This is a genomic window from Acholeplasma equifetale ATCC 29724 (genome assembly GCF_000687735.1).
In the GTDB taxonomy this organism is placed as follows: domain Bacteria; phylum Bacillota_I; class Bacilli_A; order Acholeplasmatales; family Acholeplasmataceae; genus Acholeplasma; species Acholeplasma equifetale.
This window is the reverse complement of sequence record NZ_JHXL01000012.1, coordinates 1-16457: the sequence shown is the minus strand read 5'-3', so window position 1 is coordinate 16457 and position 16457 is coordinate 1. Positions and strand designations below refer to the sequence as shown.

Genomic DNA, 16457 nt, shown 5'->3' with positions numbered 1-16457 from the left:
TATTTTGAACATGAGGTGTTAAAACAATTTTTTTAATACCTTGTTGATAAAGCATATCAATCATCAATAAAGATTCTTCGATTGATTTAGAACCATCATCAACATTCGGTAAAATGTGGTTATGAATATCAAACATAACTTAATTAAACCTTAATCTTTGTTTTTGGGATTTAAGTAGCCGTATTCATAACTATATGCATATGTATAAAGTTCTGAATCACGTACATTTACTTGTTTAAAGATTGTACCTATGATATTCACGTTATTTTGTCTTAAAGTTTGAATAGCTTCATTAATAATTGATCGTTTTGCTTCATGTTGTGAAACAACAAAGATAACACCATCAACCAATTTAGAAATGTATAGCGCATCAGAAACTGCAATAACCGGAGGACTATCAACTAAAACATAATCATATAATCCTTTTAATTTAGCTATTAAATCCTTTAATTTTTGAGCTTCTAAAAGGTTAACAACTGCAGATGTAACTCCACCCGTAGGTATATAGTCAATACCTGTTGACTTATCCTCGCGAACTAACTTCTCGTATGATAAATTACCTGATAAATAATCTGTTAGTCCCTTTTCATTAGGTATTTGAAAAATTCGATGTACTTTTGGTTTTCTTAAATCTAAATCAAGAATGACTACTTTTTTATTTTTTCTAGCTAATAAAAATGCTATATTTGATATAAATGTCGTTTTCCCTGCACCTGCTAATGAGGAGGTTGTTTGAAGAACTTTTAAATTACCATCAACGTTAGCAAATTCAATGTTAACTAATGCTTTTTGAAATGCTTCAGCAACATAAGAAAATGGTTGTTCACGTGAAACGATGTAATGATATTCCATATTACGTTCTTTTTGAAATAATTTTTTACGCTTACCCATTTTACTTTTTCTCCTTCATTTCAAATTCAGGAATAACACCTAAGACTTGTAAACCAAGCCCTTTTTCTAATTCTTCTTTTGAGTTGTAAGAATTATTGAATAATTGTTTGATAAATACGATACCAGTTGATAAGACTAATCCACCAATTGTTCCAATAATCGTATATAAGATTTTACTTGGTGTATCATTTTCTGGAATACTTGCATCAGTTAATTTTAGGAAGTTACCATTAAAATCATGTTTTAATGTACTAACAGCAATAGCGGTTAGTTCATTTGACATTGATTGTGCAAATTCTTGATCCGGATGTTTAAAAGTTACCGTCATAACAAAGCTTGAATTAGAGTATGCAACTGAAATATGACTTTTAATTTGAGAATTAGTCATATCCTCAGGAATTTCAACAGTGTTCGCATCTCTTAATTTATTTAGAATATAATCTGATTTAATTAATGTTGCAGTTGTTTCTAACATGCGTTGTGAGTTAATTAAATCATATTGTGGATTTTCTGGATCTACTGTAGAACCAGAGTACATTAAAACAAGCATTTCTGTTGATGACTTATATTGATCTTGAACGAATGTGTATGAAAAAACAGCGCTTATAATTAATGCAAATGTTGTGATAAGTGTAATTAAGAGCCAGTTCAGTTTTAAAATTCTAAAAATATCAGCTAAACTTGTGCCTTGCTCTTGCTTTTCTTGCTCTAAATCCATAATTTATCTCCTTGTGCATTATGTTTATTATATATTATAACATATAGGCATCATTTCTTTTCAAAAAGATTGACTAGTAAATCGATGTCTTTTTTAACCATTTCTAATGAATCAATCCAAAAATCTTTCTTAGTAATATCAATGTCCATATATTTAGCCACTTCTTCAGCATTTTTATAAGTAGTCATTTTTAATAATGTATTATATTTTTCTAAGAAAGCTTCTTTATTTTTTAAGTAATTTGCGTACAAGCCTTTACCAAATAATAATCCAAATGCATATGGGAAGTTATAGAAGTTTAAACCTGCACTATAATAATGCCCTTTAACTAACCACATATATGGATGTAATTGTTCGTGATCTAATCCTTCTAGATACGCTTCTTTTTGAGCATCAAGCATCCATTGTTTCATTTCATTTTTAGATATTGGTCTATCTGCTTCTTCAAAGACTTTTGATTCAAATAAGAATCTTGAAAGAATATCTATAATTACTTGGGTATCGCTTTGAACTGTTAATTCTAAAATACTTAGTTTTTCATCATCATTCGTATAGATACTTAATAAATATTCTTTCATGATAGTTTCACAGAAAATAGAAGCTGTTTCTGCTAATGGCATTGGATAATCCCAATGAAGTGGTGGGTTAGATACAATTTGCTCACCATGATAGCCATGTCCTAATTCGTGTGCTAAAGTGAAAACATTATCTAAACTACCTGTAAAGTTAAGTAAAAATCTAGATTGACCAATTTGAGGTTGATTTGAACAGAATGCTCCACCTCTTTTACCTTTTTTAGGTAGTACATCAATCCAGTTATTATCAAATGCTTTTTTAGCAAAACTTCTTAACTCATCTGAATATGAACCAAATGCATCTAAAATTAATGATTTTGCTTCATCAAATGTGTATGTTTTAGTTAGTTTACCAACTGGTGCGAATAAATCATACCAAGGTAATCCTTTTTCATGTCCTAGATATTTTGCTTTTGCTTTTAAATAACGTTCAAAATGAATGCGATATGATTTCATAGCTTCAATCATTGCATTTAAAGTTTCTTCTTTCATACGTGATTGAAGTAATGTTTTTTCTAATGCGTTTTTATACCCTCTTAATTCATTAACAATATTAACTTCACGTTTAATATTTGATAATGCTAAAGCTACAAAATCATCAACAGATTCATAGATTTCTAATTCTTTTTTGTAAGCTTCTTTACGAATATTTGGATCATCACTATATGCTAAATTTCTTAAATCTGAGAATGTAACTTTTTGTCCATTAACTTCTGTTTCTAAGTTTGCTGTTGCGATATTTTGTAGTTGACTCCAAGAACGACTAGACAATTCTTGAAGTTTGGCATATAAAACTTCTTCTTCTTCACTTAATAAATATTTACCATTTGTTTGTTCTTCTTTTAAGATAAATAAATATTGTTTAATAATGCTTGATTTTTCAGAAAGTTCATCTAAATCAACACTAGTTAAAAAACGTGTGAATTTAACATCTTCTTTTGTTGATTTTAAAAGAATTCTACTCACCTTTGAAAGGTATGTCATTGCCTCACTATTTGTAACATCTGTTGATAAATTTAAACTTGCATAACTATGAAGTGTCATAGCTAATTTTATAATTTCTTCTTCTAATTTTAATTTACTTTCAATAAATAAAACTTTATCCATATTTTCTGTTGATAATAGTTTTATTTTATCATTCATTAATTTATCTAATTTTTCTAAATCGCTTTGATATTTATCATCAAATCCTAAATATAAATCATTTAAATTCCAATTTAAATTTTGGCTCATAGTTACTCCTTTGCATTTTCTATAATTCTTGCAATAATCATTGCATCAATATTTTCATCAAATTTTCTTGCATAAAACATTGGTGTTGTTAATAAATACGGTAAATCAATCATCGTTAATACTTTGGGTGATGGTTTATTTTCACTCCAATCAACATAAGTTAAATAATCTTTTCGATATTCTTTGAACGGTGAGTTCATAAATATCGTATGTATGACAAATTCATCAGGTACAGTAAAATGTTTATTTTTCTCAATAATTTGATATTCTTCGTCATATTTTAATAAATATTCAACAAATTCATCCGTTAAACTCATCCACATCGATCCGAAATGTATGGCTGGGTTATCTTTAAGAAAAATACCAAAGATAACTTGATACATTTTTCTAATTAATCGTATTGGGAGACTTCGACTAAACATCCATTTAGGATATTTAAGTTGGTATCTTACCTTTTGTTTATTACGCCATTTTGTATTTTCCTCTAAATGAATAAATGAATACTTCACATTATATTCATAAAATTTTTTAATTGTACTAAAGTTTTTTAAAACTAAATCTTGACCACTTAGAAAAATATAATGGGAATAATCACCATGATTTTTAGCCACTTTAATGAGTTCAAGTTGTGCCTCAAGAACACTTATATGACCCCATTTAACATTAATTCTTTTATCAATAAGGTGTATATTGGATTTCAAAATGAGTAATTTATCCTGACATTTTTCATCTAAATGAATAAAGATGTCAACACCATCATCTGGAAATTGTTGGATCAATTGATAAAGTTGCTCATTAATCTTATGTACCATGATTAAATATGCTAATTTTTTCATATTTATAATCCCGCTTTTAATTCAAATAATAAATCCCTAATCTCCGCTGCTTTTTCAAAGTCTAAATCTTTAGCTGCTTGTCTCATTAACGTTTCTAATCGTTTAATTTCTTTTTCGATTTGTTTTTTAGTCATTTTCTTGACTTTATCAGAATCTTCTTCAATTATTTCAGATTTAATTGAAATATTATCACGGATATCTTTTGTAACTTGTTGTGGAACTACACCATGTAATTCATTAAATTTTTGTTGAATTTCACGGCGACGATTTGTTTCTTTTATTGCATAATCCATTGAATCTGAAATTGTATCAGCATACATAATCACTTTACCATGAACATTACGTGCTGCACGCCCTATTGTTTGGATTAAACTACGTTCACTGCGTAAAAATCCTTGTTTATCAGCATCAAGTATAGCAACTAAAGAAACTTCTGGTAAATCTAGTCCTTCTCTTAATAAATTGATTCCTATTAATACATCATATTTACCTAGTCTTAAATCTCTTAATATAGCAGTTCTTTCTAATGCTTTAATCTCACTATGTAAATATGCAACTTTTAATCCTAATTCTTTAAAGTGTGATGTTAAATCTTCACTCATTCGAATGGTTAAACATGTAACTAAAACTCTTTCGTTTGCTTCGATACGCTTTTTAATTTCAAAATATAAATCATCAATTTGACCTTTAGTTTTACGTACTTCTATAACCGGATCTAATAAATATGTTGGTCGAATAATTTGTTCAACAATTGGTAAATTCTTATCCAATTCATAAGGACCAGGTGTTGCAGATAAATAAATTACTTTATCTAATCTTTTTTCAAATTCATCAAACTTTAAAGGTCTATTATCTAATGCTGATGGTAGTCTAAAACCATAATTGACTAAATTTTCTTTTCTTGATCTATCACCAAAATACATACCACGAACTTGTGGTACTGTAACATGTGATTCATCAATAATTAATAAATAATCATCCCCAAAAAAATCAATTAATGTCGCAGGTGTTTCATCTTTTTCTCTTAAAGCTAGGTGTCTTGAATAGTTCTCAATACCTGATGTAAATCCGATTTCTTCAAGCATTTCAATATCATATCGTGTACGAGACTCTAATCTTTGTGCTTCTAATAATTTTCCTTCATCTTTAAATTTTGTAAGTTGTTCTTCTAACTCTAATCGAATTCTTCTTATACTTTCTTTTAATTTTTCACGATTCGCCATAAATAATGTTGCAGGAAATATAGTAACAAAACTTGTTCTTTCAATAGGTTCTCCTGTTAATACATCAAATATTGTCATTTGATCAATTTCATCACCAAAAAATGAAACTCTAATACCATTATTTCTTTGGTTTGCAAGAATTATTTCTATATTTTCACCCTTAACTCTAAAGGTACCACGATGAAAATCTAAATCATTTCTTGTATATTGAAGTTCAATTAATTTATCAATAAGTTTATCTCTTCCATATTCTTCGCCAGTTCTTAAAAAGATTGTTGCATTTTTATAATCATCTGGATCTCCTATACCATAAATACATGAAACAGATGCCACAACAATAACATCTTCATGAGATAAAAGCGATGCAACAGCACTGTGTCTTAATTCATCAATTTCATCATTAATTGATGCATCTTTTTCAATATATGTATCGGTTGCCGCAACATAAGCTTCTGGTTGATAATAATCATAATATGAAATGAAATATTCAACTCTATTATGTGGAAATAGACTCTTTAATTCACCATATAATTGTCCTGCTAATGTTTTATTATGTGCTAAAACAAGTGTCTTTTTCCCCATCTTTTGAATAATATTAGCTATAGTGAATGTTTTACCTGTTCCAGTTGCTCCAAGTAAGATCTGTTCTTTTTTTCCTTCTTTAAAATTGTTAATTAACTTTTCAATCGCCTCTGGTTGATCACCACTTGGTTGAAACGGAGATTCTAATTTAAACATCAACATTCACCCCTTTATAATTTATTATAAAATGCATATGATTTACTCAATTTTAACACTTAAATATAAAAATAACAAGAATCATAGAACCTATGATTCTTGTTGGTTACATATTAATTTAGATATACTTTTTTATATTTAATGAATATATATCATACCCTTTTTTATTAAGGTGTATACCATCTGGTGTTAAATCTTCTTTCAAATAACCTTCTTCATCAGTCAATTCATCAAATTGATTGATAAATTCAATATTAGGATAATTACGAATTAAACTTTGAACAAATTCATTTATTTTTTTATTTTCTTCGTTTGTTCTTCCTGCTACATATATTTTCTTATAAACTTTACTCGTTGTTTTTACTACTGGTGTTGTTGATAAATAATAAATTTTAGGATTATGAAATCTTTCGTTTAAAACTTCAAAAACTTTTTTAATATTTTCTTTAATTTTTTCTTCTTTTTCTTCTAATAAAATTAGATCATTTGATCCAATAGATATAAAGATTTTATTTGTTTTAATGCTTCCTAAAATATTATCTATGTTTTCAATAATTAATTTCGTTGTTGCTCCTGCAATTCCTCTGTTTAAAACATATTTTTTTGGAAAATAATCATTCACCTTAAAGTATTCAATCATAGAATCACCTAAAAATAATGTAACTTCTTCTTTTTGATTTATATTTTCCAATTTATATTTTTCAATTGTTTTTTGGCTTGTTTTAAAAATCATATCTTGCAAGCCTTTAAGTTCAATTTTATCTAATCTCATATTGACACTTCCTAACGTTCTTTAAACATTATAACATGTGTCAAAAACTTATGAAATAATTAACTATGTTATAATGAGTTAATCTATAAAAGGGAGGGAATTTAATTGAGAACATATTATATTGATGATGAATCCTTTGTTATTCAGTTTAATCGCATCTTGTGTGAAACTGAAACAAACGTTTTAAATTCTAAACCATTTATTATGATATTAAGACGTTATATGCACTATATTAAAACATCTAAAAATAGTGACTATGAATGGATTTTAGAGTTCAGTCCATATGAACTACAAACGATTTATAAAATCTTATTATTATGGCCATTTGAAGAGGTTTCAAAACAATTTGATATCTTTAAAGATGAACGTCATAGATATACTTTATATTTATTTACTGAAGATTTTTATGATTATTGGAGAAAATTAGAACGCTATGGATTTTTTACACGTTCTAGACAAGATGATGATCAATCTATTAATTTAAGAATGATTAATCATTCTGATACTTTTTCAAATCTAATATTAAGATTATATCGCACGATTACACAAAATATTTTAGGTAGAAACTATAATTTATTACGTCAGCTTCCAGCAGGTGTTTTAGCAAACATCTCTTTGGTTACAAACACATGGACTTTTGATACACCTTATACAAAATTACCTGAACAAGCATTTGTTTCAACGATATTAACGCGCCCTCCATTAATGATTTATTCTAGACAAAATACTAGAACAGGTTTATTTCATGAATACGATACAAATCCTTTAACTGATATTGATTTAAATAAAAACGACTATATTGTAATACCTATCAAAGTAGGACGTTTCTTATGTTATGTCTATATGCATCGAAAATTTTTAAAATATGCTATCACATTAGGATCTTTATTTGAATTAGCATCATTTGATGAATTCAAAGATAAAAAACCAGATTTAATATTTATTTATGGTATTAAAGAACATGAATATGATCATTTATATCATTATGACAAAGTTCATGATATACATATCGGTTTTGTCTCTATCCATGATAAGAATGATTATTTTGGTTATGTCAAAAAAATGATTTTAACTCTTCATAATGTAAGAATGATTCATAAAGGATATTTACCAATTCATGGAGCTATGTTTAAAATACATTTTAAAAATGGATTAACAAAAAATGTTGTCTTAGTAGGTGATAGTGGTGCTGGTAAATCAGAAACAATCGAAGCTTTAAATCAACTAGGGAAAGAAAATATTAGTCATATTAAAATTATGTATGATGATATGGGTACTTTCTTTTTAGAACATGACTCTATTTATAGTCAAGGTACAGAAATTGGTGCATTCGTAAGATTAGATGATTTAGACCAAGGGTATGCTTATAGACAAATAGATAGAGCTGTATTTTTAAATCCACATCGTACAAATGCTAGAGTTGTTCTACCTGCATCATATTATGAATTTGTTATGAGAAAGCATCGAATTGACTTATTACTTTATGCGAATAATTATGATAATCGTGAAGAAGGTTTAAAAATCTTTGATTCTCTTGATGAAGCAATTTCAGTCTTTGAAAAAGGTGAACGCTTAGCAAAAGGAACTACAAGTGAAGTTGGAATGACAGAAACTTTTTTTGCAAATCCTTTTGGTCCTCTTCAACACCAAAATGAAACAAAAAAACTGATTGATAAATACTTTAATCACTTATATCAAAATAATATACCTATCGGTATGTTATATACAAGATTAGGTATCAAAGGTTTTGAACAAAAAGGTCCCAAACATGCTGCTTCAAAACTTTTAGAATATTTATTAAAATAAAAGGTCCTATAAAAAATATGGAGGTAGACCTCCCAATAAGTTATTGGGTATCGTAAACCTCCATATATGTTATATACCTAAATAAAAAACCTCTTTTTGAAATAGTAAGATGTTAGTAGACACAAAAAACTACTAGCATCTTTTTTTTTATAATTTATATGAAATAAGTCCATGGATATTACAATAAGCATATAAATTTTCTACTTCTTCATTAAAATCTAATAAAAATGTAATATCACTTTGATTTTCTATTTTTTTAATTTGAGTTGTTAAATTTGTTTTTAGGATAAGGTATTTTATATGATGAATGTCTAAAGTCTTATAGTTTTTAAACTGAACTTTATAAAAGTTTCCTGTTTTTTTAATTTCTATAGGATGTGAGTCATTTTCCAATTCAAATAGTTCTACTTCTAAGTTTTCAAGTGGTTCGTTACAACAACTTAAAACTTTTTCACTACTATCTAAGAATAGATAGAATTCCATACATTGTTTACACATACAAACTTTCATATTTCAAATCCTAAATTATAAATATATAACATAATACATAAAAAGATAAAAAATATAACTACCATCAATCCTGAAACCCATAAACCTTTAAAAAAGTCTTTCTTACTAAGTTTAAATATTTTAGACTCATTATGTCGTATTTCTAAATCTTTTTTAACCCAAGCATTATCTAAATATGTTTCATGTTCTGTTTCAAGGGATACAACTTTTAAATCAATTTTAGTTGTATCTTTTGATAATAAAAATTTATATTCTGGAACAAATCTTGTTTGACGTAAAACTTGGATGTTGTCAAATTGGTATGTGTTTTTTCCAATAAATTCATTTTCATGATATTCACTTAGTTCAAAGGTGATTTTTGTTATTTTTTTACTTGAATGATTGTTAAATTTTAAAATAGCATAGTTATGATCTTTTTTGAAAACATGATAATCAAATATCTTAAACAACTTATCTAAATTTGAATTTACTGTTTGAATTAACTTAATATTTTTTGTTATGTCGATATAATTCATGAAGATCACCCTCTTTTTTTCTTATTTAGATAAACTTTAATATTTAATATTATATGTATTAGTGTAATAACACCTATACCTACTTCTAAAATAATCATGTTCATCCAGTTAAAAAACGAATTAACTTTCGTAGAATCATATATTGACACAACGAATAACGCTAACGGAAAAAATAACATCGAAAAAATTAAAGCTCTTAAAATACTTTCATAAATAAAATAAACATTATATTTTAATTTTTTATTTGAAAAGTTATTCTCTTCTTTTTTTATATCAAAATATTTAGTTTTTTCTGGTAGCTTAATCATTGGTGTATGAGATTCTTGAATAATTTCATCTAAATATATTTTTTGAAATATTCTTTTTTTCTTATTATATAGTTGAATCATTAAATGTGATTCTTTTATTTCTTCATGATATTTAAACATTAATAAATATTGATTGTTTTGTTTTGTAATAATGTATCGATCAATAACATCATTCACATCATCAAATGTTTCAAAAACACTAGATTTATTTTCATCTAGTTGAATTGGATATAAAGCATATTTCTCTTTATTTTTTGAAAATGTTTGATAGTAAATTATTCCAATTATAATGAAATATATTGGAATAATACCAAGTGATATAAATAATAACGTTGTAGATAAATCGTATATACTCATACGACTTCTTCCTCACTTGTAGTTTTTTCAATAATATGAGACATTGGTTGAGCATTAAATAATTCATTTACTAAATCTTGTTTTAAGTTTGTTTGATAATTATCTAATTCAATTGCTAAATCAAGTTCATATGCTTTAACTTTTTCTTCAATAAAGCTTATACTTGCTGTTCTATATGATAAATAAATGAGTGGTAATAAAAATACTAAGATTATTAAAAGTAACGTCATAATAACAATATATGCTTCACTAATCAATAAATTAAAAGCTATAAAGTTCACATAACCATAGAGCGTAAAAAGTATTCCAACTATAAGTAGATGATAAAACATTATTAAAAATAATTTAGTTTTTCCACCTTCACGCATCATTATTAAACTTTTATGAAATGCCTCTGAAACTGAATTGTTATTGTAAATTAAATACGTTACTGGTGCTAAATAAATGGCTGAAATCATCAATCCTAATGTACCTAAAGATATTCCACCATATAAAAAAACATCAAATAATTTTAATCGCTCATTATCTATCACTTGATCAAATACAATACCTATTTGTGCAAATCCAAAAATCAGTAAAGCTAATATTGCCCCAACCCCTAATATGAACGAATACTTTAATAAAAGTGCTATAAACATCTTAAAAAGTTTATTGATATCATTTGAATCTTCAAATATATGATCAAGTTCTTTTTGATTGATTAGTGCATCACTTAATCTAAGTTCTGCAAGCTCAAATACTGGAAAGATGAAAATTATCATCTTTCCAAATAAGCTTGCAAAAAAGAGTATTAAGTAGAGTAAATAATTCATTGATCGGAATTTTGTAATTCGTTTTATGCCTCTTCTGGCTTTTTTAAAATGTAATCCAAACATATTTTTTACCTATCCTTTTTTAATTCGTATCAATAACAGTTAATATACCTTCTATAACTGTTATATGATAATTATTCGTAACATTTTGATTATTTTTATCAAATATTTGAATTAATACTAAATTGTTTTTAGATTCTCCAACAATTGTTTGAGAACCTCCATATTGAAGAACTAATGTATCCCCATTTATTAATTTTCCTTTTGAAACAACTGCATTGTGAGCTGTTAAAGGTGTACCATCATAGATTTTCATTTTGGTTTCAGTAGTTAATGTGATTGATAACTTCACAACCTCTATTGTTCCATAGTATGCGACAACATTATATCGATTTGTTACATCAATACCTTTTTCATCATAAACTCTAACTGAACCATAGTTAACATAAGTTTCGATGATACCTACATCTTTAATTGAACCTAAAATTTCTAATTCTACTTTGTACCCTGATGGTAAGTTTTGGCTAGAAATCCAATAACCATCTTTGTTTTCAAAAGTTTTTCCGTTATAAACTCTTGTAAGATTGTAAAGACTAATTTCTAATATTTCTTTATCGTTAACTGGTACAACTACTAACGTTCCTGGTATTTTTACAATTTGATATTCCGATGCAACATCATTACCGTTTTCATCAACAATAAAGTATTCAAATGTATTTCGCTTTTCACCAACTTGAGTAATTGTACCTGTTACATTAACAATAACTTCGTGACCGGTTTTTATATCACCACTTACATAATAGTTTTTATTTTCAAGTGGTGTTCCATCATAAACTTTACTATCATTTGATGTTTGAATAGTAATTTTTGGTTTTATAGGTCCAGAGCCGCCACCACCGATACCAGCACCACCTTCACCTTCTCCACTTTCACCTTCTCCACCTTCACCACCATCAATCGCTGCCCCATTTCCTGAACCACGACCTGGAATTGATCCTCTACCAGATCCATTAGTACCTCCTGCACCTCCTGGTGTGACTTCAATTGGAATCCAGCCAAATCCATCAACATAAAATTCAACCCAAGCATGTCCTTTGCCCGCAGTTACTTCTACCCATTCATCTTTTTCTGCATCAGCAACAAATCCTGTAACATATCTTGCAGGAATACCAAATGCTCGATACATAACGGTTGCTGCCATTGCGAAATGTTGACATATACCTTCTCTTAAGTATTCTAAGAAATATACTGCAGCATCTACACCATCAGGTATCGTATCGAAATCCATGTTATAAATAGCAGCACTTAATATATAGAGTTGAATATCTTCAATTAGTGTTGGTGATGTATTTTTAATTCCATTTTGTCGAGCAATTCTTAACATTTGAGCTTTTGTTTCTTCTGGAATATTTAAGTAATGTTCTCTAACAAATTCACGATATACTAATTCTTCTTCACTAAAGTGCGTCATCGGTGGAACTTGTTTTAAGATTTCATCACTTTCATATGGTATAAAGTTTATTTCATAACCTTTACCAAATCCTTTACCAATAAAAACATCGCTTAATCTGTTATTAAAGCCATCAACACTATAATATGGCATCATATATGAAAGTCCCCCAACAATCGTTTCTAATTTCATTAGATAAGATTGTTGGTTTAAATTATATCCTGGCCATGCAAGTGGACTTACAGTTTCTCCAAAGTATTGAATTGCCTCATCAAATGCTCCTGTTTCAGGGATATAATCACCATGTGATGCATATCTTAAATAAATCATTGTAGACACTTCTGAGAATATTTTAAATAATGGTTTTTCTAAACTAGCATCATCACTTGGGGTTCCAGTTCTATCAATTGAAATACCTCCAGGTGGTAAACCACCACTAGAATTTTCATCATATACATAAAGTGTTCCAAAATCTAGAACGACTTGATAATAAATATCAGCGATGTCTTCTAAGTTTTCATCTAGAATTACATATGTAAATGTATTATTTGATGTACCTACTTCAGTTTGACTTCCTGTCATAATGACATAAAGTTGATGATTATCTAATAACATACCTTCGGTTAATTCCCACATCTCAGAAATAAGTGGTGTACCATCATAAGGTTTTGATGCGTTTTCTGATGTTATTGTTATTTTAATTCTTGGATCTATAACTTTTAATGTGCCTAAATTTTCTTGAACGATGTAATAATGTGAAACATCATTTCCATAAGTATCTAAAATAACAAATTCATAGTTGTTTTTCATTTTTCCAGGTTCAGTAATTGACCCAATTACATGAACAATTAATTGATGTTCCAAAATGACGCTACCTAATGTAATTTCATATGTAGCAGCAGTCAGAGGTAACCCATCATATACTTTTTCTGCAGACGGTGTTGAAATTTCAATCACACGTCTTGTAACTTCTAATAAACCAAATTCAATATCAACAATATAATTGTATGTCTTATCAACACCTAAACCATCTAATACATAGTATTCATATGCAGAATTTGGACTTATACCAATTTCAGCTTGAATACCATCAAACGCTAATATTAACTCGTGATCTAATACAAATGATCCTTCAAAAATCGTAAATTCATGATTTGTAAGTGGTATACCATCAAACATCTTAGAATCATCATTTGTTCTAACCCTTACATATCTCGGTTCAACTGTTAACATACCTTCAACATAATCAATTAAGTAATTTGATGTAACGTCCATTTCACCGTTTAAAATTTTAATATCACCAATTCGATTTTCAATAGTTCCTACATCAGTAATATATGTTGATATGAAGGTAAGGATGTCATCATTTCCAAATGATGTATCATCTATCAATTCATATGCTTTTGAAGTTTGTGGTTCACCATTATATTCAAATGTTTTATCAGAAACAATAAAACTTAATGGTCTAGGGTCAATCGTTAATACACCATAAGCCCCTTCAATTAAATAATTTGATAAAACACTTTCATTATTTGCATTTAAAATATCAATTTCATCAAAGTAATTAAATTCTGACCCTACATACTTAATTTTTGTACTATGTAAAACGATTAATGTATGTGAATCAACAAAACTTCCATCTAAAATCGTGTAGTTTTGATCACTTAAATCTAATCCATCATAAATCTTATGATTACTTGCTGTTTCAATTTTGACATATCTTTTATAAATTTCTAATAATCCATAGACGTATGTAATATCATAATTTGATGTTTTATCTTCGCTATAACTATCAACGATTTTTATACGTAAGATATTATTTGTTAAAATTGCATCTTTAATTACTGTAAATTCATCAACTATAGTTAAATGATCTAAGACTAAAGAACCTTCAATAATTGTATGATTTAAATTATAAAACTCGATATCATCATATGTTTTTTCGTCACTTGCTGTTTGAATTGTAATTGGTCTAGGTAAAATAATAAGCTCTCCATAAATATATGTAATATCGTAGTTTGATAGATAACTTCTTTCACCATTTGTAATATCTAAAACCAATTCATTGTATTGAATTCCTGCATCAACCATATATGGCTCTTCGATGATTATAAAATAATGATCTAAAACTAAGTTACCTTCTTTTAAGATATAACCTGGATTTAAAATCGCTTCACCATCATAAGTCTTACTATTGCTTAATGTTTCAATTGTTATAGGTCGTGGATAAATTTTTAATATACCTAAATCATATGTGATTTCATAATTTAATGTAACATCTCTTAATCCTTTATAAATAGATACTTCAATATCGTTATTAACTTCACCAACATCAGTAATACTTGATGAAAATATCGGTAATAACTCATGTCCTAATACTAATGAACCAAAAGTGATTTCATATTCATGATATTCTAATAGATAGCCATCATATATTTTATCTTTAGATTTTGATAATACTGTTATTGGTCTTGGTAGTACTTCTAATGTGCCATATGAGTATGAAATATCATAATTATGCGTAACATCATCACCATTTTCTCGACTAATTTTCACATATAATTCATTTTGCTTAACTTCTACATCAATGATTTTTGCATAATCTATAACACGAATTTGATGTCCTGTAACTAGTTGACTTAATTCATATGAAATATTGATATTAAAGAATTCTTCATCATTATAAATCCAAGTTTCTGATTCAGAATAAACCATTATTGGACGAGGTATTATTTTTAAATACCCTATTTCAATATCTACGATATAGTTTAAAGTCGTTTCTTCATTTTCTATGTTATACATATTAAATCCGATAATTTCATTTTCAATTGAACCCACTTCAATAATTGAACCTGAAGTTTCAATCATTAATGTCTCATTTATAGCTAAACTACCTTCAATGATTTCATAGTCGTTTGAAATTAAGATTTGATCATCATATACTTTTTCGATATCAATTGGTTTTATTTTGATATATCTTGGATAAATTTCTAATAATCCATATTCAAAAATGATATGGTAACTTTCTGTTACATTATCATAATTTGAGTCAAAAATTAAAATATCTAATATATTTTCAACGACATCTACATTCTTTATTTTTGAGTAATTATCAATGATTATGAAGTCACCTATGACTAGTTGATGATTAATGTCATAGTATTCTAATGAGAATAGTTCAAATCCATCATATTCTTTATCACTAGAACTTGTTTGAATGTATAAATCTCTTGGAATAACTTCTAAATAACCTATTACATATGTTATTTCATAGTTTTTTGTTACTTCTTTAATATTGTCATATATATATACATCAATGATTTCATTATTAATACGTCCAGCTTTTTTAATATAGCCGTTAGTTACAATTTCGATGAAATGATTATCTAATAATGAACCTTCAACGATTTCAACAATATTTGATGTTAAATACTCTCCATCATAAATCTTAGATACATCTTTTGGTTTTATTGTAATTGGTCTTGGATGAACAGTTAATGTGCCGTACTCATATGTAATATCGTAATTATGTGTTACATCATTATCTAATACATCCTTAATTACAATTGTTACAACGTTTTCTATGCTTCCTGCTTCAATTAAGACTTGATAATCGATTACTTCAAGTTTATGACCATCAATCAACATACCTAGTATGTCATAAACTGTTGTATTAAAGAGTGGTTCATTATCATATACTTTTTCATCTGATT

13 protein-coding genes are annotated in these 16457 nt (G+C 27.4%); 1 reads left to right on the top strand and 12 read right to left on the bottom strand.

Translation table 11 applies throughout. The annotated features are described in order from the left end of the window. The 7 genes from T434_RS08090 to T434_RS0105690 all read right to left on the bottom strand — a co-directional run. Window positions 1-136, bottom strand: a 136-nt coding sequence (locus T434_RS08090) for a CpsB/CapC family capsule biosynthesis tyrosine phosphatase (protein ID WP_035358539.1), incomplete at its 3' end; no start/stop codon positions are given. Between the two features lie 14 nt (window positions 137-150). Beyond that, window positions 151-891: a CpsD/CapB family tyrosine-protein kinase gene (locus T434_RS0105715; protein WP_026400264.1), complete on the bottom strand. Its 741-nt coding sequence runs from the start codon at window positions 889-891 to the stop codon at window positions 151-153. Window position 892: 1 nt separating this feature from the next. Continuing rightward, window positions 893-1609 carry a YveK family protein gene (locus T434_RS0105710; protein WP_026400263.1) on the bottom strand — a complete coding sequence of 239 codons (717 nt, stop codon included), beginning with the start codon at window positions 1607-1609 and terminating at the stop codon, window positions 893-895. 50 nt (window positions 1610-1659) lie between these two features. Continuing rightward, a complete protein-coding gene (locus tag T434_RS07200; protein ID WP_162150774.1) occupies window positions 1660-3417 on the bottom strand; it encodes a M3 family oligoendopeptidase in 1758 nt (585 codons plus the stop codon). A 2-nt stretch (window positions 3418-3419) separates the two neighbouring features. Continuing rightward, window positions 3420-4253, bottom strand: a complete 834-nt coding sequence (locus T434_RS0105700; protein WP_026400262.1) for a beta-1,6-N-acetylglucosaminyltransferase — start codon at window positions 4251-4253, stop codon at window positions 3420-3422. 2 nt (window positions 4254-4255) lie between these two features. Then, window positions 4256-6220 carry an excinuclease ABC subunit UvrB gene (gene uvrB / locus T434_RS0105695; RefSeq protein WP_026400261.1) on the bottom strand — a complete coding sequence of 655 codons (1965 nt, stop codon included), beginning with the start codon at window positions 6218-6220 and terminating at the stop codon, window positions 4256-4258. Window positions 6221-6332: 112 nt separating this feature from the next. Further along, window positions 6333-6986, bottom strand: coding sequence for a GDSL-type esterase/lipase family protein (locus T434_RS0105690; protein WP_026400260.1), 654 nt, complete (start codon window positions 6984-6986; stop codon window positions 6333-6335). Between the two features lie 105 nt (window positions 6987-7091). Here T434_RS0105690 and T434_RS0105685 point away from each other — a divergent pair, with 105 nt between their 5' ends. Then, window positions 7092-8792 (top strand): hypothetical protein, encoded by a 1701-nt coding sequence (locus T434_RS0105685; RefSeq protein WP_026400259.1) that lies wholly within the window; start codon window positions 7092-7094, stop codon window positions 8790-8792. 147 nt (window positions 8793-8939) lie between these two features. On the opposite strand, the gene T434_RS07195 is transcribed toward T434_RS0105685, so the two are convergent. The 5 genes from T434_RS07195 to T434_RS07190 form a co-directional block, all read right to left on the bottom strand. Next, complete coding sequence (locus tag T434_RS07195; RefSeq protein ID WP_162150773.1) at window positions 8940-9302, bottom strand: hypothetical protein; 363 nt, start codon at window positions 9300-9302, stop codon at window positions 8940-8942. Then, on the bottom strand, window positions 9299-9817 hold the full coding sequence (locus T434_RS0105675) for a hypothetical protein (RefSeq protein ID WP_162150772.1): 519 nt from the start codon (window positions 9815-9817) through the stop codon (window positions 9299-9301). Before T434_RS0105675 ends, T434_RS07195 begins: the two co-directional genes overlap by 4 nt. A 5-nt stretch (window positions 9818-9822) precedes the next feature. Next, the gene (locus tag T434_RS0105670; RefSeq protein ID WP_162150771.1) at window positions 9823-10482 is read right to left on the bottom strand and encodes a hypothetical protein; all 660 of its coding nucleotides are present in this window, start codon (window positions 10480-10482) and stop codon (window positions 9823-9825) included. Beyond that, window positions 10479-11294 carry a hypothetical protein gene (locus tag T434_RS0105665; protein ID WP_162150770.1) on the bottom strand — a complete coding sequence of 272 codons (816 nt, stop codon included), beginning with the start codon at window positions 11292-11294 and terminating at the stop codon, window positions 10479-10481. Before T434_RS0105665 ends, T434_RS0105670 begins: the two co-directional genes overlap by 4 nt. A gap of 82 nt (window positions 11295-11376) precedes the next feature. Next, window positions 11377-16457: transglutaminase-like domain-containing protein (locus tag T434_RS07190; protein WP_035358536.1), on the bottom strand; the 5081-nt coding region annotated here is incomplete at its 5' end.